Raw genomic sequence first — 20,104 nt, forward strand, 5'->3', positions numbered from 1 at the left:
CCACCCGGCAAAACCCTACCTTGTGATCCACAGCGTGGGCCAGGCATCTGGCCCATTCCAGTTATCACAGCTTGGCTCTTCCGCGTAGCGTACCAGGCGGAAGCGCTGGCCGTTATAACGCCAGCGGGTCTGGATCCCACAGTCGCCAATCCCGCGTCCCAGCGCCAGCGTGGTCAGCTCGCGCGTTTTTTCGTCGAAGCTGGCATTCATCAGCTCCATGTCGCTACTCTGGCTGGAAGGGGTAAACGGCAGACGCAATCTCACGCTCCTGGCCGAAAATGGTTTTTTACGCGACACCAGCCACGCCAGGTCGACGGTGTTGTACGCCCCCGCCTCACAGCTGATGATCATCAGCGCTTTGTCATCGGTCAGCGCGGTCACGCGCACTTCACGCCGGTTCGGATCGAGAGAGCACTGGCTGTGGTTCATGCGCCAGGTACCATAATCCAGCAGATCGTTGAGTTCGTTATGCGTCAGCGGCGTTGGCGTGGGGTTCACTACCGCCACCTTTTTTAATGCCGGCGCAGGCGGCACGCTCAGCGGTGGACTATCCCCTTTTTTAATCCATGCCGTTTCACTTCCGACGCGTTTTTGCTGGGCATCGATAAACAGCAGCGCCGCTTTTAGCCCGGCCAGAGAGATTGTCTGCTTCCCCCCACGCAGGGTCAGCGCCTGCCCTTCCTGAATGGTTTTCAGAAACGTGGTGATGGTGGCCGTATCGTCTGTTTTAAGATGCCATGGGGTTAACTGCCAGTGTTGCGACGTGAGTTTAAGCGGCACATTGTCGAGCAGCAGGCGCGGGGCGATGTCAGGCTCTTTCACCGGAGGCGCTGAAAGCCCGCCGAGATCGATGCGCAGGCTGGCGTCCGTTTTTGCCCCCGCACTGCGGCTCAGCGTCATGACCAGACCGCGATGCTCGCCAGTGTTGCGCGCTACGCAGAAGTTCTGGTTATTGCAGGTCACCTGCCAGTCAGAAAAAGACTGCTGCGCAGGCGCAGCCCACACCCGAGGCGCGGGAAGCACGCAAATGAAGAAGAGAAGAAAAACGCAGTAGCGCATGAACGGCACAGCCCCGGAAACGAATAGGTCAATCTGGGGCGTATCTTCGTGCCCTGGGCGGGCTGGCTCAATCGGATTTATCGGATAGATTTATCTGAAATACAACTTATCGCGCTGCCGCCGCCGCATTCATCAGCCCGCTGGTTTGCAGATACTGCAACAGGATCACCGCTTTACCGTCGCGGATCTCGCCGCGTTTCACCATGTCGACAGCCTGAGCGAAAGGCATTTCCAGCACTTCAATGTCTTCATCGTCCACGCCGCCGCCCCGGTGCGTGCGCTGAGCATCGGTATATTCCGCAATGAAGAAGTGAACCAGCTCGGTAACCCCGCCAGGGGACATAAACAGCTCAAAGACTTTCTGCACCGCACCCACTTCAAAACCCGTCTCCTCAATGGCTTCTTTGCGGATACACACTTCCGGCTCATCGTCATCAAGCAGACCTGCACAGGTTTCAATCAGACGTCCGTCCGCGTTGCCATTGACCCATGTCGCGATGCGAAACTGGCGGATCAGCACCACGCTTTGCTTTTCACGGTTATACAGCAGAATGGTTGCACCATTGCCCCGGTCGTAGACTTCGCGTTTATGGCGAATGACGTCCCCGTTCTTACGGGTGAGATCGTAAGTGATGTTACGCAGGACAAAGTAATTTTCAGAAAGGATTTTGTCTTTAATAACGGTAATGTTCAGGGACATACGGGCTCCACGGCAAAATGAGTCTGTTTATACTACGCCGTGAAGCCCGCTTTGTCGCCCGTCTGCGTTAATGCATGTTGCGCGGCGGCACGCCAAGCCTGTCCATGATCCCCTGCGCGGCATGGCGCCCTTCCGCCATCGCGGTGACCACCAGATCCGCACCGCGTACCGCATCACCGCCAGCAAAAATCTGCGGATTCGAGGTCTGGTAGCGATAACGGCTCTCCACGGAGGCCCTGATGCGCCCCCAGTCGTCGGTGTCGACGCCCTGCGCCTGAAGCCACGGCATGGCGTGCGGATTAAACCCAAACGCCATGATCACCGCATCCGCTGGCATAACAAACTCACTGCCCGCCACCGGGACAGGACGCCGCCGCCCCTGCGCATCCGGCTCGCCCAGACGGGTGCGCAGCATCCGGATACCGTTCACCTTCCCGTCAGTATCCAGCGTGAGCTCAACCGGCTGGACATTAAATTCAAACGCCGCGCCCTCTTCTTTCGCGTTTTTAACCTCTTTCTTTGAGCCCGGCATGTTGGCCTCGTCCCGGCGATAGGCGCAGGTGACTTTCGCCGCGCCATGTCGCAGCGCGGTGCGCACGCAGTCCATCGCCGTATCGCCCCCGCCGAGTACCACCACGTTTAACCCTTGCGTGTCGATAAACGGCTCGTCTGCGGCAGGGTCAAGGCCCATCACGTTCCGCGTGTTTGCCACTAAAAACGGCAGCGCGTCGTACACGCCCGGCGCGTCTTCGTGAGGGATACCCGCTTTCATGGAACGATAGGTCCCTACGCCGATGAACAGGGCATCGTAGTCGTTTTGCAGTTGGGCCATCGACACGTCTTTTCCCACCTCGCAGTTCAGCTCGAAGCGGATGCCCATCGCGCTGAATATCTCTCTGCGCCGCGCTAACAGGGATTTATCCAGCTTGAAGGCCGGAATACCAAAGGTCAGCAATCCGCCGATTTCCGGATGGCGATCGTAGACCGTCACGTCGACGCCGCTGCGCACCAGTACATCGGCGCAGGCCAGCCCTGCCGGACCGGCACCGATGATGGCGACGCGCTTACCGACCGGCTTAACGTGGCTGACGTCCGGCGTCCAGCCCATCGCCAGCGCCCGATCCGAGATATACCGTTCGATATTCCCGATGGTTACTGCCCCTGACACATCCCGCAGGGTGCAGGCGCCTTCACATAATCGATCCTGTGGGCAGACGCGGCCGGTAATTTCCGGTAAACAGTTAGTCTGGTGAGAAAGCTCAGCCGCACCGACGATATCCCCCGCCCTGATCCGCTCAATCCACTGCGGAATGTGGTTATGCAGCGGGCAGGTCCACTCGCAAATGCTGTGCTCGCCACATTTCAGGCACCGGGATGCCTCGCGCTGCGCCTGTTCCGGGCGAAACGGCAGGTAGATCTCGTTAAAATGGCCTGCACGTGCTTCGGGGCTGAGCTTATCTGGCTCACCGCGCGCCGGGGTGTTTTGCATCTGTTGCCGTTTGGTTTGCGAAGGGACTGACTGAACCGCCTCGCTGTGCCACGGCAGCGCGTCCAGCTTTGCGCTGCGCTGTCGGCGCTGCTTAACCAGCTTATCCAGCACGGCTGGGGTGGCGAGCGTAAGCACCTCCGCCGGGCAGTTTTCAACGCAGGCCGGGCCTTGCGGCCTTTCCAGACAGAGGTCGCATTTGTGCGCCGAGGCCTTTACGCTGTCGTTTTCCAGCGGGGCGATCAGCATGTCCATCGTGCCAAACGGACAGGCCACCACGCAGGCTTTACAGCCAATGCATTTTTGTTGATTGACCTGTACGCTGTCGCTGTGTTGCGTGATGGCTCCGTTCGGGCAGCTTTGCGCGCAGGGCGCGTTTTCACAGTGGTGGCAGGTCACGGGGCTTTTTCGCAAGCCTGAGGTAAGGACCGTAATGCGGGGATGAAAATGGCGCTCGCTCAGCGCGTGCTGCTCCCCGTTGTGCGCCATCACACAGGCAACTTCGCAGGCGCGACAACCGATACACTGTTGAGCGTTGGCCATAATAAAACGATTCATAACAACACCTGTTTTTGGTTCAATAACCTTATTCTTTCTATTGTTATCGTATTTACCCACAGCAGCATGGCGACGCAATGTTCAAATGCCCAGGAAGGCGAACTATTTCCAGTGAACCTGTGGCAGATCAATTTAATTCAGGAAGCTGATGAGTGACCGTTAAACGCCCCGTATCGGGAAGCCTGGCTCGGGCTTTCTTTTCGATGATTGTCTTGTCCGTTCTGATCAGCGCCATTGCGCTGGTTACACTCGCCAGCAGCCAGCGCGACGCCGAGGCGATTAACATCGCCGGATCGCTGCGCATGCAGAGCTACCGCCTGGGCTACGAAATGCAGCGCGCCAGCCCGTCGCTGGCGGAGCACCGCGCGGTCTGGCAGAAAACGCTGAGCGCGCCTGCGTTGCAGAAGCTAAACCGCTGGTATGTGCCTGAGGACGTCAAACAGCGTTACCAGCAGTTGCACCTTGGCTGGCAGGAGATGGACACGCGCATCGCCAGCGGCGATACCGGGTGGTATCAGAACCACATAGAGGATTTCGTGGGCCGGATAGATGCCTTTGTGCTGGCGCTTCAGCACTACACCGAACATAAAATTCAGCTGGTGATTTGCATGTCGCTGACGGGCGGCCTGGGCATCCTGCTGCTGGCGGTGGTGACCCTGCGGCGCATCCGCCGTCAGGTTGTGCTGCCGCTGAATAATCTGGTGGCGGCGAGCGAACGTATCGAACAGGGGCAGTTCGACACTCCCGCGCCGGATACTACGCTGCCTAACGAGCTGGGCCAGCTTTCCCGCGCCTTCAACCATATGTCGGCGGAATTACACACCCTGTACCGTTCCCTTGAGCACTCCGTTGCCGAAAAAACCCGCCACCTGAATGAAGCGCATCAGCAGCTCGAAATGCTGTTCAAATGCTCACAGGCGTTGAATACCGGGCAGATAGACAGCTACTGCTTCCGGCATATTTTGCAGATTGTGCATGACTATACGCAGATGAATTACCTGCAATTGCGCACCAGTGACGACTGGCAGCTTTACGAAGGACAGGAGTCCCCGGGCGAGAAAATGCACAATTCACCGGTGTTAATGCAGGACACCCTGTACGGCGAACTGCGCTGGCAAAGCGCGACCGGGGATGTTCCGCTGCCGCTCATGGAAAGCGTGGCGACGATGCTGGGCCGGGGGCTCTATTTCAATCAGGCGCAGAAACATTATCAGCAGCTGCTGCTGATGGAGGAGCGCGCCACCATCGCGCGCGAGCTGCATGATTCGCTGGCGCAGGTGCTCTCCTATTTGCGTATTCAGCTTACGCTGCTGAAGCATGCCGTGCCGGGCGACAATGCCCCGGCGCAGGCTATCATCACGGACTTCTCCCGCGAGCTGAATAACGCCTGGCATCAGCTACGCGAGCTGCTCACCACCTTCCGCCTGACGCTCAATCACGCCAATCTTCCTGCCGCGCTACAGGAGTCTCTCGACGGGTTGCAAAGCCAGACCCGCGCGAAGCTGGTGCTCGACTGCCGTCTCTCATCGCTGGCGCTGGACGCGCAAAAACAGGTGCACCTCTTACAGATTGTGCGTGAGGCAGTGCTGAATGCGATTAAACATGCCGACGCCAGCGAGATTGTGGTCAGCTGCGTCACCACCGCGGACGGCACTCACACGGTCACGATCCGCGACAACGGCATTGGTATCGGCGACGCCAGTGAACCGCCGGGGCATTACGGGCTGAATATCATGCGCGAACGCGCGGGACGGCTCGGCGGGACATTACACTTTTCTCAGCCGCCACAGGGCGGGACACAGGTCAGCGTAACGTTCCAGACGCCTGCGGCCCAGGCTGAAAAATAGCGGGAAAGAAGGCACGCTGAAAAAAGCGCATGATAATTTACATTATCTCCTTTATTTCTCCACGTTTGGCCTGGGCCTTACCGCTAAAGTTAGGCGGGCAATAAACAATAATGACGTGCAGCAAAACGAGGTCACACTTTAATGGCGAATTTTTTCATCGATCGCCCCATTTTTGCCTGGGTGCTTGCAATCCTGTTGTGTCTGACGGGTGTCCTGGCGATTACGTCCCTTCCTGTTGAGCAATACCCTGACCTCGCGCCCCCCAACGTGCGTATCACGGCGAACTACCCTGGCGCCTCGGCACAGACGCTGGAAAATACCGTCACCCAGGTTATCGAGCAGAACATGACGGGTCTCGATAACCTGATGTACATGTCCTCACAGAGCAGCGCCACGGGCCAGGCGACGGTAACCCTGAGCTTTACGGCGGGCACGGATCCGGATGAAGCGGTGCAGCAGGTGCAAAACCAGCTGCAATCGGCCCTGCGTAAACTGCCTCAGGCGGTGCAGAACCAGGGGGTGACCGTGCGTAAAACCGGTGACACCAATATTTTGACCATCGCGTTTGTTTCAACCGATGGCTCAATGGATAAGCAGGACATCGCGGACTACGTCGCCAGTAATATTCAGGACCCGCTCAGCCGTATCAACGGCGTGGGTGATATCGACGCCTACGGCTCGCAGTACTCCATGCGTATCTGGCTGGATCCCAACAAGCTGAACAGCGTGCAGATGACCGCCAAAGATGTCACCGACGCTATCGAATCGCAGAACGCCCAGATTGCCGTGGGGCAGCTCGGCGGTACCCCGTCCGTGGATAACCAGGCGCTTAACGCCACCATCAACTCCCAGTCGCTGCTCCAGACACCTGAACAGTTCCGCAATATCACGCTACGCGTGAATCAGGACGGTTCGGAAGTGCGTCTGGGGGATGTCGCCACCGTGGAAATGGGGGCGGAAAAATATGACTACCTGAGCCGCTTCAACGGCAATGCCGCGTCCGGGCTGGGGGTGAAACTGGCCTCCGGCGCCAACGAAATGGCGACCGCGCAGCGGGTGCTAGAGCGTCTGGATGAGCTGTCGCATTTCTTCCCGCATGGACTGGAGTACAAAGTCGCCTACGAAACCACCTCGTTCGTAAAAGCCTCCATCGAAGATGTGGTGAAAACCCTGCTCGAAGCTATCGCGCTGGTGTTCCTCGTGATGTACCTGTTCCTGCAAAACTTCCGCGCTACGCTGATCCCCACGATTGCGGTGCCGGTGGTGCTGCTGGGTACCTTTGCGGTGCTGTATGCCTTCGGTTACAGCATCAACACTCTGACCATGTTCGCCATGGTGCTGGCCATCGGCCTGCTGGTGGATGATGCCATCGTGGTGGTGGAAAACGTTGAGCGCATCATGAGCGAGGAAGGGCTTTCGCCCCGCGAGGCCACGCGCAAATCGATGGGACAGATTCAGGGCGCGCTGGTCGGTATCGCCATGGTGCTGTCGGCGGTATTTATCCCGATGGCGTTTTTTGGCGGCACCACGGGCGCGATTTATCGCCAGTTCTCGATCACCATCGTCTCTGCAATGGTGCTCTCCGTACTGGTGGCGATGATCCTTACCCCTGCCCTGTGCGCGACGCTGCTGAAACCGCTGCATAAGGGCGAACACCACGGTCAAAAAGGCTTCTTCGGCTGGTTTAACCGCATGTTTAACCGCAATGCGGCGCGCTATGAAGCAGGCGTGGGTAAAGTACTGCACCGCAGCGTGCGCTGGATGGTGGTTTATGTCCTGCTGCTCGGCGGCATGGTCTTCCTGTTCCTGCGGCTGCCAACCTCGTTCCTGCCGCTGGAAGATCGCGGCATGTTTATCACCTCCGTACAGTTACCCAGCGGCTCGACCCAGCAGCAGACCCTGAAAGTGGTGCAGAAGGTTGAGAACTACTTCCATACTCAGGAGAAAGACAACGTGGTCTCCGTCTTCTCCACCGTCGGCTCTGGCCCTGGCGGTAACGGGCAGAACGTGGCGCGTATGTTTGTGCGCCTGAAAGACTGGGACCAGCGCGACAGCGATACCGGCTCCTCCTTTGCCATCATTGAACGTGCAACCAAAGCGTTCAACAAAATCAAGGAAGCGCGCGTTTTCGCCAGCAGCCCGCCCGCCATCAGCGGCCTGGGCAGCTCAGCCGGGTTTGATATGGAGCTTCAGGATCACGCGGGCGCCGGGCATGACGCGTTGATGGCTGCTCGCGACAAGCTGCTGGAGCTGGCCGGGAAAGATCCGCAGCTTACCCGCGTTCGTCATAACGGTCTGGATGACAGTCCTCAGCTACAGGTGGATATTGACCAGCGTAAAGCGCAGGCGCTGGGCGTCTCCATCGACGACATTAACGACACCCTGCAAACGGCATGGGGCTCAAGCTACGTGAATGACTTTATGGATCGCGGCCGCGTGAAGAAGGTCTATGTTCAGTCTGCCGCCAAATACCGCATGCTGCCGGACGATATCAACCGCTGGTATGTGCGCAATAACACCGGCGGCATGGTGCCGTTCTCGGCATTTGCGACGTCACGCTGGGAGACCGGTTCACCGCGTCTGGAGCGCTACAACGGCTATTCGGCGCTGGAGATTGTTGGTGAAGCCGCGCCGGGCGTCAGTACCGGTACCGCAATGGACATTATGGAAAAACTGGTTCAGCAGTTACCGACCGGCTTTGGCCTGGAGTGGACAGCGATGTCCTACCAGGAACGGCTTTCCGGCGCTCAGGCGCCTGCCCTGTATGCCCTTTCGCTGCTGGTAGTGTTCCTCTGTCTGGCGGCGCTGTATGAAAGCTGGTCAGTGCCGTTCTCGGTGATGCTGGTGGTGCCTCTCGGGGTCATCGGAGCGCTGCTGGCAACCTGGATGCGCGGCCTGGAAAATGATGTCTATTTCCAGGTCGGACTCCTCACCGTAATCGGATTGTCGGCGAAAAACGCCATTCTGATCGTCGAATTTGCCAATGAGATGAATGCCAAAGGTCACGAACTGATGGCCGCCACGCTGCACGCCTGTCGTCAGCGCCTGCGCCCGATCCTGATGACTTCTCTGGCGTTTGTGTTTGGCGTCCTGCCGATGGCCACCAGCTCCGGCGCAGGCTCCAGCAGCCAGCACGCGGTGGGAACGGGCGTTATGGGGGGAATGATTTCGGCGACGATTCTGGCTATCTATTTCGTACCGCTGTTCTTTGTGCTGGTACGCCGTCGTTTCCCGCTGAAGGATAAGCCGGAATAACACGTTGAAATAAAAAAGGCGGCTTTACAGGCCGCCTTTTTATTGTGTGATTCTTTCACACTATGGTTATTTTAGTTAATTAAGTGCTCTTGCATTTCTTACCGGAAATTCATTTACGAAGCATGCCTTCGATAAAATCTTTCCAGTTCCCCAGTTCACGTTCAATCATAACAACCTCTCTTATTATTATGTGCATTCTACGAAAACGTATCATCATTGTGAAGCCACTTTAACCGATTGCTGTGATTGAGCCCCGCTGTGCTGGTAGGTTTAGGATCACTATGAGCGTTGTCGGGTAAATTTTATGTGACCTACAGCAATATTTTGAAATAGTCGGAAAAATGACAGCATTTTTAATTTCCCCCTGAGTTTATTGGCAATTTAAACAGGGTGGACAACTATGCTTAAAAGATGAAAGACTATTCAGCTTACAGCTGTTCGTTGAATTATGGAGAATTGTAAATCCCGAAAAATTCCGAATGTGTTATATTCCACTTAAGGATATATCTTCGAAAATATTGAACATTTAATCCACAAAAGAACAAAAGGATTCACTATGGTTGTGATGTACGGCATTAAGAATTGCGACACGATTAAAAAAGCCCGCCGCTGGCTGGAAGCACACAACATCGACTATCGCTTCCACGATTACCGTGCCGACGGGCTTGACCCCGCGTTTCTCCATTCCGCCATCAACGAACTGGGGTGGGAAGCGCTACTGAATACCCGCGGGACCACCTGGCGAAAACTGGATGAATCTCTCCGGACCACGATCAACGACGCCGACAGCGCAGCCAAACTGATGCTTGAAATGCCGGCAATAATCAAACGCCCATTGCTCTGCAAGCCAGGTCAGCCTATGCTGCTGGGTTTCAGTGAAACCCTTTATTCAGATTTATTCGTTGAGGTGTAGTCTATGTCATGCCCGGTCATTGAGCTGACTCAGCAGCTTATTCGCCGTCCTTCCCTTAGCCCGGACGACGCAGGTTGTCAGGCATTAATGATTGAGCGCCTGCGTGCCATCGGTTTTACCGTGGAGCACATGGATTTTGGCGATACGCAGAACTTCTGGGCATGGCGCGGTCAAGGAGAGACGCTGGCGTTTGCCGGACATACTGACGTAGTTCCCGCAGGCGACGCAGACCGCTGGATCAACCCGCCTTTTGAGCCGACCATCCGCGACGGCATGCTTTTCGGACGCGGCGCTGCGGACATGAAAGGTTCTCTGGCTGCGATGGTCGTGGCGGCAGAGCGTTTCGTCGCCCAGCATCCGAACCATAAAAACCGTCTTGCGTTTTTGATTACCTCCGATGAAGAAGCCAGCGCCCACAACGGCACCGTAAAGGTCGTTGAGGCCCTGATGGCGCGCAATGAACGTCTGGACTACTGTCTGGTGGGCGAACCGTCCAGCACCGAAGTGGTGGGCGATGTGGTGAAAAATGGCCGCCGTGGATCCCTGACCTGTAATTTGACTATTCATGGCGTGCAGGGCCACGTTGCCTATCCGCACCTGGCGGATAACCCGGTACACCGCGCCGCGCCGATGCTGAACGAACTGGTAGGCATTGAATGGGATAAAGGCAACGAATTTTTCCCGCCAACCAGCATGCAGATAGCCAACATCAAGGCTGGCACCGGCAGCAACAACGTCATTCCCGGCGATCTCTTCGTCCAGTTTAACTTCCGCTTCAGCACCGAACTGACCGACGAGATGATCAAAGCGCGCGTGATTGCGCTGCTCGAGAAATATCAGCTGCGCTATACCCTCGACTGGTGGCTGTCTGGCCAGCCGTTCCTGACGCAGCGCGGTAAACTGGTGGATGCGGTGGTGAACGCCATTGCGCACTATAATGAAATTAAGCCACAGCTGCTGACAACGGGCGGCACGTCTGACGGACGCTTTATCGCCCGCATGGGCGCACAGGTTGTCGAACTGGGTCCGGTTAACGCGACGATTCACAAAATCAATGAATGCGTGAACGCTGCCGATTTACAACTGCTGGCCCGCATGTATCAACGTATTATGGAGCAGCTCGTCGCCTGACGGGTGCTTAAAGAGGATTAGCGAATGGACTGGCTTTCAAAGTACTGGTGGATTCTGGTGTTGGTATTTCTGGTAGGCGTGCTGCTTAACGTGATTAAAGATCTCAAGCGCGTTGACCACAAAAAGTTCCTTGCCAACAAACCGGATCTTCCGCCGCACCGTGATTTTAACGACAAGTGGGACGATGAAGACGACTGGCCGAAGAAGGACCAGAAGAAGTAATCGCTCTGTTTCCCCTCTCCCTAAAGAGAGGGGGACACCTCACATAAACTCGACGATATCATCGTCATTCGGCTTACCGCCGCTGAGCGCTTCATCAAAGTAGTGCTTCGGTACGGTATAACGCAGATGATCGAGCGCGAACTGCATGCTGCGATCGTCAATGGCATGCCCCAGATCGTCTACGATATCCAGCGTCACATCTCCGCCCTCGCGCATCAGCGTCTCTTGGGCAGCAACCGCATGCGAAAGCTCAATTACCCGGTCTTCCCCTCCATGAATGAGATGGATCGTGGTCTGCGTGGTCGCGCTTTGCGGTAACGTCGCAAAACGCCCGTTAAAGGCAATCACGCGGGACACCAGTCCGGGCTGCGCTTTTACGCTTTCCAGCGACATGATTGAGCCCTGAGAGAAGCCAATCAGCGCCGTTGCGTCGGCGCCTACGCCGCTCTGCTGCTGCCAGTAACGCACGGTATCGATAAAGGCTGGCATAGCGGCATCAATACGCGCCTGACGATTCTCCTCCGTCACGCCCTCGACGGAAAACCACTGCCGCCCGTCCGGACCGCACGGCTCCACGCCGCCGATGCTGACGATCAGCGCGTGTGGGAAAACGGGTGCAAACCAGCTGCCAATCTGTCCCATATTGACGGCATTGTCGCCCACGCCATGAAACAGAAGCAGTAGCTGTTTAGCAGGTGTATCCGGGCTTTGCACAACAAAATGGTCATGTTTCATGGCGATCTCCTTAATTGATAAGCAGGATTTTACGCCTCTGCGGGGTAATGACCATGCCACTTTACTGAAGAACTCATTGAAAAAATTGCCATTGCAAAATGTCGGCTTTCAGCTGCTGGCTACGGGAGTAATCAAGCCTTTCAAGCGCGTGAGCGGTTTCCTCGCGTAGCTTCGCCAGCAACGCTTTGCGCCCGAAATCGTGCGTATTCCCTTCCATTTTCCCCCGCAGTGCCGGGAGCGGCATGTCCACGGCTAACAACAACCGCGTCAGCGCCGCAACCGAAGTTGAAAACGCCCGGTGAGCAAAGGCAAACCCCGCCAGCTCCAGCCAGTCGTCACTATTAAGGGTAGCTTCCCATGCATCCGTCACCGGGATCTTTTCGCCATTCCAGGCCGACAGGACGCGCATATCACGACATAACCGCTGATGCGCCTGTTCGCAGAGCTGATGCCCCGCCTCGCTCAGCGGCAGCAACGCCATCGCCGTATAGCACCCGCTGCTGGCTTCCCGGTGGCTGCCCATTCGCACCAGCACAAACCCGCACTGCCGCCAGAAACGCCACAGCTCGTCGGTATAGCCAAAGCTGACCGAGAGATAATCTTCTCCGCTGGCACTGCGGATCAGCCGCTGGCCGATGCCTTCCCGCTGGCGATGGGGATGAACCGCAATGCGGCTGACGCGTCGGCCTTTCAGCGTCGCCGCGAGCGGCGAGCCGCCGTGCGCTGCCAGCGACTGCGCCACCAGATTTCCACGCGGCCGACGAAAGCCCGCCCAGACTGCGCGGCTAAGTTCAGGGGGTAATCCCCCCTCCTCCACCAGCCAGAGCGCGCCCGCGATCTCCGCGCCCGCCTGAGCAACAGCAAAGTGCTGGCCGGGGGCGTCCATCATCCGGCGTAAATCGAGGGGTGACGTCCGGTAGTGCGCGGCACACAGCAGTTCATACACGCCTGCCCCGCGCGCCGGATCGCTCTCCCACATCCCGGGCTCCAGCGACGTTAAACGTACCTCGCCTTCCGGTTTGCGATCGATAAGCGCATCGTCGAACAGCAGCGCGTTCGCCACTATCCGCTCAAGGGGACATCCGGCAGCCCAGCGAACAGGCGTGGATAAGGTATAACGCCGCAGCCCGCTGAACCGGGCGCAGAACTTCAGCAAGAATCCCCTGCCCGTGCCTTCATAACCCTGCACCGTGGTGGTCAGCAACACGCGGGGAAAGCGCGACGCCAGCTTCTCCAGCAGCGGGCCGGGGATGGCGGCCGCCTCATCGACAATCAGCCAGTCAGCTTCTGTTGTGGAGGCCAGCAGCGCATCCGGGGCCATAAAGTGAAAATGTTCCCCGGCGAAACGCGCGATGACATCCGTCGCCCCTTTTGCCGGTGCCGTTACTACTGCACTCCCCTGAATGCCGTTGAGCAACATGCCCGCCAGGGCGGACTTTCCGCGTCCGCGCGGAGCCGTCACGGCGGCCACGCCCGCAGGCATGGTCAGAAGAGCGTCGAGGATCTCAGCCTGCTCGCGCTGCGGTTCACCACTGGCGGGCTGCCAGGCGAGTAAATCTGGCGTAACGGGAAGGCACAGAGGACGATGTTGATGCCAGACGATGGCATCTGAATCGGCGGCAAGCGTCCGGCAAAAGTGGTGAACAAAGTGCGGGGTGGCGATCGGCTCGGCGCTGTCGCTCCAGCGTAGAGAATCCGCGTCGGGCCTGTTAGCCCAGACGGAGAACGGCGGCACCAGCAGAATCAGAAGGCTTCCGGCGCGCAGGGTCCCGCTGAGGGCGGCGAAGGCCGAGACGTCAAACCCGCGACGCGCGTCAAAAACGGCGTGAAGGTATTCACGTCCCAGCAGGGCGCTGATGGCCTTAGAGGGGTTTTCCTCCAGCCACAGCCAGTCTCCTGGTAACGTATCGCGCAGGATGGTCGCCTGGCTCAACGTCCACGCTTCATCGCCGCTGAGCACCACCAGCCGGCGGTGCCCGGTACGCTGAAGCTGGTTGACCAGCTGTTCAAACCCCAACATCACATAGCTTTGCCGAAGGTATTACACTGCGACGGGTTGCCGCTGTCGAAGCCACGCTTAAACCAGCTGTAGCGCTGCTCTGAGGTGCCATGGGTAAAGCTGTCCGGCACAACGCGCCCCTGGCTCTGCTGCTGCAAGCGATCGTCACCAATCGCCTGTGCGGCATTCAGGGCCTCTTCCAGATCGCCTGTTTCCAGCACGCCCTGCTGCTGCATGCTGTGTCCCCAGACGCCAGCGAAGCAGTCGGCCTGAAGCTCCATGCGTACGGACAGACGATTCACCTCCGCCTGAGAAGCATTCTGCTGCATCTGACGCACTTTAGGCTCAATGCCGAGGAGCTTCTGCACGTGGTGGCCGACTTCATGCGCGATCACGTAGCCCTGGGCAAAATCGCCGTCGGCGCCCAGCTTGCTTTTCATGTCGTCATAGAAGGAGAGATCGATATAGACGGTGCTGTCCGCCGGGCAGTAGAACGGCCCCATAACGGACTGCCCGGTGCCGCAGCCAGTGCGGGTTGCGCCCCGGTACATCACCAGTTTTGGCGGCTGATAAGTCCGCCCCATTTTCTCGAACTGCTGACCCCAGGTATCTTCGGTCGTCGCGAGAATAACGGAAGTAAATTTCGCCGCTTCATCTTCATTCGGGCTGATGGAGCGCTGAGAATACTGCTGCTGTTGCCCGGTTTCACCGGTCATCAAACCGGTCAGGTCGACGCCGTAGTAGCCCGCCACCAGCACGACGACCAGCAGAATAATGCCGCCCTTGCCGCTGGGTAACCGGAAACCTGGCCCGCCCATAGACGGACCACCGCCACCACTGCTGCGTCTGTCTTCTACGTTGTCACTTTCACGACGCCCTTGCCAGCGCATAAACACCTCGAACTATTCCATTTATAATAGCTATGATCGTAGGCGGTTAATGAAAGGATTACCATAGTAAACAAGGATAAGACGCCAAAGGATGCCAACATCCTTTGGCAAATGCGCAGTTTAGTCGAGCTTAACGCCTAAACGGTGAGCAACCGCTTCGTACGCTTCGACCACGCCCCCCAGACTCTGGCGGAAACGGTCTTTGTCCATTTTATCCAGCGTCTCTTTGTCCCACAGGCGGCTGCCGTCCGGCGAGAATTCGTCGCCCAGCACCACTTCACCCTTGTACAGACCGAACTCCAGCTTGAAGTCGACCAGGATCAGGCCCGCGTCATCAAACAGCTTTTTCAGCACGTCGTTGGCTTTGTAGGTCAGTTCCTGCATGCGCGCCAGGTTCTCTTTGCTTACCCAGCCGAAGGTTTCGCAGTAGGATTCGTTGACCATCGGGTCGTGCATGGCGTCGTTTTTGAGGAACAGATCGAACAGCGGTGGATTCAGTTCGATACCCTCTTCAATGCCCAGACGCTTCACCAGGGAGCCTGCGGCACGGTTACGGATCACGCACTCAACCGGCACCATATCCAGTTTTTTTACCAGACATTCCGTATCGGACAGCAACGCTTCCATCTGAGTCGGGATACCGGCTTCGGCCAGTTTGGTCATAATGAAGTGGTTGAACTTGTTGTTCACCATGCCCTTACGATCGAACTGCTCAATGCGTGCGCCGTCTCCTGCTGACGTATCATTGCGGAATTCGAGCACCAACAGATCCGGGTTTTCCGTGCTGTATACGGTTTTCGCTTTGCCACGATACAACTCAGCTTGCTTCTGCATCTTCATTACTCCTGGTGTGATGATTTGTATTCAAAACTGGCCATATTATGCCACGCACACGTTTGCGTAGCACGAAAATAAAAAGGGCTGGATTAACCAGCCCTCACTATTATTTGCTGAATGCGGCCTGGAAGGCAGCGACCAGCGCATCGTTCTGCGCCTGGGTCAGCGTGTGTCCTTTCGGATCGATAAATTGCAGGCTGCTGCGGTTATCGAGGTCGCCAACCTGGATTTTGTAGTCACCGGAAGGCAGCTGTGGATCGCTTGCCCCCAGCTCCTGCCAGGCGCTATCAGACAGCGGCTTATAGGTCGCTGTGATGCTGCCCGTTGAACGGGTGCTGTCGGTCACCTTCATGCCCACTTTTTCAAGCGTTACTGGCAGGCGCTGCCAGGTCTGGTTAAACGGCGCACGCACCACCAGCATTGGCAGGCCGGTATCGTCTGCACCGCTCTGCACATCAAACGTTGAACCGTTACGGTTCTGCGCGGCGTTTGCGGCATCGGTAGCGTTCTTATCCAGACCAGCGGCAATCACGTTCAGCATTTCAGTGCTGTAGCGCTGCATGGCGGCCGGATCGGCAACCGGTTTACCTGCCTGCTCAAGATTCAACAGCTTAACGGTAACCGCCTGCTGATAACCCTGCGGCTTAACGGAGACTTGATAACGACCACGATACTGCTGGTCTTCATCGAGACGGTTCCACTCAATCCAGTCGGTGGTTAAGGTCTGGCTGGCGTCGTCGCGTTTATCAATCGTATAGTTTTTCGACTGAATAACGCTCACAACCTGCGGCCACAGCGTGGTACCGCGTGCGCTTTCCACCAGCAGAGAGGCCGTATCACCGGTAAACTGCGTGCGCGCGCCACTCACCAGCGCCAGAGGCTGAGCCGGCGGACGAATATCAAGCGCTTTACCCACCAGGCCACTGCCGTTGGTAACCGGAATATTATAATCACCGTTCTGGATCGGCAGGATCATGCCGGCAGGCGCGTGAAGTTCAGCAAGCGGCGGCGCATCCAGATAGGATTCATCACCGCTCACCTGGCGCTTGTAGCGCGAGTCTGAACTACAGGCAGCGAGGAGCATAACAAGCGAAACACCCGCAACCTTCGCCAGGCGCGACTTCTGTACTGAATAAGCCATCAAATCTCCCTAAACTTTACAGCAAACCGGCATGCTTCAGCGCGCCAGCGACAATTTCACGACCGTGGTCGGTAATCGGTGTCATTGGCAGACGCAGCGTGTCGGTTGCTACAAGCCCCAACTCCTTACATGCCCATTTCACTGGGATCGGATTGGGTTCGACAAATAATTTATTGTGCAACGGCATCAGACGCTGATTAATCACGCGAGCTTCATCAAAGTGACCGGCTGCGGCCAGTTTGCACATGTCAGCCATATCACGCGCCGCCACGTTCGCCGTAACGGAAATCACGCCATTACCACCGAGCTGCATAAAGTCCAGCGCGGTCGCATCATCACCGCTCAACAGGATAAAGTCGTCTGAAACCAGCTCTTTGATCTGATGAACGCGGCTTAAGTTCCCTGTCGCCTCTTTAATCCCGATAATATTTTTTACTTTCGAGAGACGGCCAACGGTTTCCGGCAGCATATCGCAACCGGTACGGGACGGCACATTATACAGAATTTGTGGCAAGTCAGTATGTTCAGCGATGGCTTTGAAATGCTGGAACAAACCTTCCTGAGTAGGACGGTTGTAATAAGGGGTCACCGTCAGGCAGCCGACAATGCCGCTGTCGTTAAAACGCTGAGTCAGGCTAATCGCTTCTGCCGTTGCGTTTGCGCCCGTCCCCGCGATGACCGGAATACGCCCGTCCGCCAGTTCCAGGGTCAGCATCACAACGTCGCCGTGCTCTTCGTGGCTCAGCGTAGCGGATTCACCGGTAGTCCCTACCGAAACGATCGCCGAGGTTCCATTGGCGACATGGTAATCAATGAGCTTCTTCATGCTTGACCGGCAGACATTACCTTTTTCATCCATCGGTGTAACAAGCGCGACAATACTTCCCGTGAACATGAGCCATCCTCTGTGCGAACAAGAGCCTCAATGTTACGTTTGGAACTGTAATAAAAGCAAGCGACCTGAGGCTCTCAGGCGGTTGTATGCATGTTTTTTTTATGCTTTCCTTAGGAAGACTTAACCACGCAAAGGAAGAACAGGTTTGACAACCTCATCACAACATTACCTGGTTATCACTGCGCTGGGTGCTGACAGGCCGGGTATCGTGAATACCATCACTCGCCACGTGAGCAGCTGCGGCTGCAACATCGAAGATAGCCGGCTGGCTATGCTTGGCGAAGAGTTCACGTTCATCATGCTGCTTTCCGGAACATGGAATGCCATTACCCTCATTGAATCTACCCTGCCGCTGAAAGGCGCAGAGCTGGATTTACTGATTGTGATGAAGCGCACCACCGCGCGCCCGCGTCCGGCTCTGCCTGCCACGGTCTGGGTACAGGTTGAAGTGCCTGATTCACCTCATCTGATTGAACGTTTCACGGCGCTGTTTGACAGCCATCAGATGAACATTGCCGAACTGGTTTCCCGCACGCAGCCGGGCGATGAAAACGCAATCCCGACGCTGTTTATTCAAATTACCGCACACAGCCCTGCCTCGCAGGATGCGTCAAATATCGAGCAAGCGTTCAAAGCCCTCTGTACAGAATTACATGCGCAAGGCAGTATAAGCGTCGTCGATTATTCGCAGCACGAACAGGATGGAGTTGAGTAATGAACCCACTGAAAGCCGGTGATATCGCACCGAAATTTAGCTTACCGGATCAAGACGGCGAGCAAGTAAATTTGACCGACTTCCAGGGACAGCGTGTTCTGGTCTATTTCTACCCGAAAGCCATGACCCCGGGCTGTACCGTACAGGCCTGCGGTCTACGCGACAACATGGATGAGTTGAAAAAGGTCGGTGTGGAAGTGCTGGGCATCAGCACCGATAAGCCAGAGAAGCTGTCACGCTTTGCGGAAAAAGAGCTGCTGAACTTCACGCTGCTTTCCGATGAAGACCACCAGGTTTGCGAGCAGTTTGGCGTCTGGGGTGAGAAGTCCTTTATGGGCAAAACGTACGACGGTATTCACCGCATCAGTTTCCTGATTGACGCTGACGGTAAAGTTGAGCACGTGTTTGATGATTTCAAAACCAGCAACCACCACGACGTGGTGTTGAAGTGGCTGAAAGAGAACGCGTGATCATTTTAGTGCCGGGTGGCGCTGCGCTTACCCGGGCTACAAGGTAAATGCAAAACGGTAGCATGCGCTACCGTTTTTAGTGTTTGCCCCCTCTCCCCGCGGGAGAGGGTTGGGGTGAGGGCATCAGCCCGCACTAAATCTACTTCTCTTCCACCGCTGGCACATCCGGCCACGCGTGGACCACGGCTTTAATCAGCGTCGCCAGCGGAATGGCGAAGAATACCCCCCAGAATCCCCACAGCCCGCCGAAAATCACCACTGACAGGATAATGACCAGCGGATGCAGGTTAACTGCTTCTGAGAACAGCACCGGTACCAGCAGGTTCCCGTCCAGTCCCTGAATAATCAGGTATACGGCGAAACAGCTCCAGAACTCCGTACCCAGACCAAACTGGAACAGCGCCACACCGACTACCGGAATGGTCACCACAAACGCGCCAATATACGGGATCAGAACCGAGAATCCGACCAGCACCGCCAGCAGCAGCGAGTAGTTCAGTCCGAAGATCACGAAGCCAATCCAGGTCGCCACGCCCACCACAATCATCTCCAGCACTTTGCCGCGAATGTAGTTGGTGATCTGCTGGTTCATCTCCTGCCAGACCTGACCGGCGAGACCGCGATTGCGCGGCAGCACGCGGCGTACCGCGTTCAGCATCTGCTCTTTATCTTTGACCAGGAAGAACACCATTAGCGGCACGAGAACAAGGTAAACCGCCAGCGTCAGCAGGCCTACCAGCGAGGCCAGAGAGTATTTCACCACCGAGTCACCCATGGTCATGATGCGGGCGCGCATGTTTTCGGCCATCGCATCGATGATCCCGGCGTCCATCAGCGCAGGATAGCGGCGCGGCAGCGTGGCGGCAAAATCAGACAGTTTATTCAGCATGCCGGGCATATCGCGGATCAGGTAGATCCCCTGTTGCCAGGCGATGGGCATCACCACGAAGGACATCAGCAGCAGAATGCCGACAAACAGCACCAGAACAATGCTGGTCGCCCAGCGGCGGGAACAGCCGATATGTTCCAGACGAGCGGTGGGCCACTCCAGCAGATACGCCAGCACAATTGCCACCAGTAGCGGCGCCAGCAGGCCACTAAAGAAGAACAGGATACCGAATCCGGCAACCAGAATGACCAGCAAAGCAATGGCTTCCGGGTCGCTAAACCGACGCCGATACCACTGCATTAACATTTCGAGCATACAACCCTTCCCTGAATCGAATGGCGGGAGTGAGACGGTGAATTGTA

At 56.8% G+C, this 20,104-nt stretch carries 18 protein-coding genes; 7 read left to right on the forward strand and 11 right to left on the reverse strand.

Annotation, left to right across the window (positions count from 1 at the left end):
- Nucleotides 1-15 precede the first annotated feature (15 nt).
- The 3 genes from O1721_RS20025 to aegA all read right to left on the reverse strand — a co-directional run bounded on the left by O1721_RS20025 (nucleotide 16) and on the right by aegA (nucleotide 3,803).
- A complete protein-coding gene (locus O1721_RS20025) occupies nucleotides 16-1,059 on the reverse strand; it encodes a DUF1176 domain-containing protein (protein ID WP_032649027.1) in 1,044 nt (347 codons plus the stop codon).
- A 106-nt stretch (nucleotides 1,060-1,165) separates the two neighbouring features.
- A complete protein-coding gene (nudK, locus tag O1721_RS20030; protein WP_032649030.1) occupies nucleotides 1,166-1,759 on the reverse strand; it encodes a GDP-mannose pyrophosphatase NudK in 594 nt (197 codons plus the stop codon).
- Nucleotides 1,760-1,826: 67 nt separating this feature from the next.
- Nucleotides 1,827-3,803, reverse strand: coding sequence for a formate-dependent uric acid utilization protein AegA (gene aegA, locus O1721_RS20035; RefSeq protein ID WP_063413699.1), 1,977 nt, complete (start codon nucleotides 3,801-3,803; stop codon nucleotides 1,827-1,829).
- A 152-nt stretch (nucleotides 3,804-3,955) separates the two neighbouring features.
- Here aegA and narQ point away from each other — a divergent pair, with 152 nt between their 5' ends.
- Both narQ and acrD read left to right on the forward strand, forming a co-directional pair.
- Complete coding sequence (gene narQ / locus O1721_RS20040) at nucleotides 3,956-5,650, forward strand: nitrate/nitrite two-component system sensor histidine kinase NarQ (protein ID WP_032649034.1); 1,695 nt, start codon at nucleotides 3,956-3,958, stop codon at nucleotides 5,648-5,650.
- 141 nt (nucleotides 5,651-5,791) lie between these two features.
- Nucleotides 5,792-8,905, forward strand: a complete 3,114-nt coding sequence (gene acrD / locus O1721_RS20045; protein WP_017383494.1) for a multidrug efflux RND transporter permease AcrD — start codon at nucleotides 5,792-5,794, stop codon at nucleotides 8,903-8,905.
- Nucleotides 8,906-9,014: 109 nt separating this feature from the next.
- On the opposite strand, the gene ypfM is transcribed toward acrD, so the two are convergent.
- Nucleotides 9,015-9,074, reverse strand: coding sequence for a protein YpfM (ypfM, locus tag O1721_RS20050; protein WP_015572204.1), 60 nt, complete (start codon nucleotides 9,072-9,074; stop codon nucleotides 9,015-9,017).
- A gap of 387 nt (nucleotides 9,075-9,461) precedes the next feature.
- Here ypfM and O1721_RS20055 point away from each other — a divergent pair, with 387 nt between their 5' ends.
- From O1721_RS20055 to O1721_RS20065, 3 genes are read left to right on the forward strand one after another with little or no spacing between them, the layout of a single operon-like run.
- Complete coding sequence (locus tag O1721_RS20055; protein ID WP_032649036.1) at nucleotides 9,462-9,818, forward strand: ArsC family reductase; 357 nt, start codon at nucleotides 9,462-9,464, stop codon at nucleotides 9,816-9,818.
- 3 nt (nucleotides 9,819-9,821) lie between these two features.
- Nucleotides 9,822-10,949, forward strand: a complete 1,128-nt coding sequence (gene dapE / locus O1721_RS20060; RefSeq protein WP_017383496.1) for a succinyl-diaminopimelate desuccinylase — start codon at nucleotides 9,822-9,824, stop codon at nucleotides 10,947-10,949.
- 24 nt (nucleotides 10,950-10,973) lie between these two features.
- Nucleotides 10,974-11,171 carry a YpfN family protein gene (locus O1721_RS20065; protein WP_000383991.1) on the forward strand — a complete coding sequence of 66 codons (198 nt, stop codon included), beginning with the start codon at nucleotides 10,974-10,976 and terminating at the stop codon, nucleotides 11,169-11,171.
- A gap of 39 nt (nucleotides 11,172-11,210) precedes the next feature.
- On the opposite strand, the gene ypfH is transcribed toward O1721_RS20065, so the two are convergent.
- From ypfH to dapA, 6 genes are all read right to left on the reverse strand, one after another.
- Complete coding sequence (gene ypfH / locus O1721_RS20070) at nucleotides 11,211-11,906, reverse strand: esterase (protein WP_023295120.1); 696 nt, start codon at nucleotides 11,904-11,906, stop codon at nucleotides 11,211-11,213.
- Nucleotides 11,907-11,979: 73 nt separating this feature from the next.
- Nucleotides 11,980-13,926: a tRNA(Met) cytidine acetyltransferase TmcA gene (locus O1721_RS20075; RefSeq protein ID WP_032649039.1), complete on the reverse strand. Its 1,947-nt coding sequence runs from the start codon at nucleotides 13,924-13,926 to the stop codon at nucleotides 11,980-11,982.
- A complete protein-coding gene (gene ypfJ / locus O1721_RS20080; RefSeq protein WP_001303362.1) occupies nucleotides 13,926-14,795 on the reverse strand; it encodes a KPN_02809 family neutral zinc metallopeptidase in 870 nt (289 codons plus the stop codon). Before ypfJ ends, O1721_RS20075 begins: the two co-directional genes overlap by 1 nt.
- 120 nt (nucleotides 14,796-14,915) lie before the next feature.
- The gene (purC, locus tag O1721_RS20085) at nucleotides 14,916-15,629 is read right to left on the reverse strand and encodes a phosphoribosylaminoimidazolesuccinocarboxamide synthase (RefSeq protein WP_001171626.1); all 714 of its coding nucleotides are present in this window, start codon (nucleotides 15,627-15,629) and stop codon (nucleotides 14,916-14,918) included.
- A gap of 109 nt (nucleotides 15,630-15,738) precedes the next feature.
- Nucleotides 15,739-16,773, reverse strand: a complete 1,035-nt coding sequence (bamC, locus tag O1721_RS20090) for an outer membrane protein assembly factor BamC (RefSeq protein WP_032649042.1) — start codon at nucleotides 16,771-16,773, stop codon at nucleotides 15,739-15,741.
- A gap of 16 nt (nucleotides 16,774-16,789) precedes the next feature.
- Complete coding sequence (gene dapA / locus O1721_RS20095) at nucleotides 16,790-17,668, reverse strand: 4-hydroxy-tetrahydrodipicolinate synthase (protein ID WP_003860542.1); 879 nt, start codon at nucleotides 17,666-17,668, stop codon at nucleotides 16,790-16,792.
- A gap of 145 nt (nucleotides 17,669-17,813) precedes the next feature.
- On the opposite strand from dapA, the gene O1721_RS20100 reads away from it, so the two are divergent.
- Entirely contained in the window at nucleotides 17,814-18,383 is a 570-nt protein-coding gene (locus tag O1721_RS20100; protein ID WP_000213743.1) for a glycine cleavage system transcriptional repressor, read from the forward strand.
- Entirely contained in the window at nucleotides 18,383-18,853 is a 471-nt protein-coding gene (gene bcp / locus O1721_RS20105) for a thioredoxin-dependent thiol peroxidase (protein WP_015572198.1), read from the forward strand. Before O1721_RS20100 ends, bcp begins: the two co-directional genes overlap by 1 nt.
- 139 nt (nucleotides 18,854-18,992) lie before the next feature.
- Here bcp and O1721_RS20110 read toward each other — a convergent pair whose 3' ends face one another.
- Entirely contained in the window at nucleotides 18,993-20,057 is a 1,065-nt protein-coding gene (locus O1721_RS20110; protein WP_003860546.1) for an AI-2E family transporter, read from the reverse strand.
- Between the last annotated feature and the right edge of the window lie 47 nt (nucleotides 20,058-20,104).

This window comes from Enterobacter cloacae complex sp. HYC033_NIDB (genome assembly GCF_056673335.1).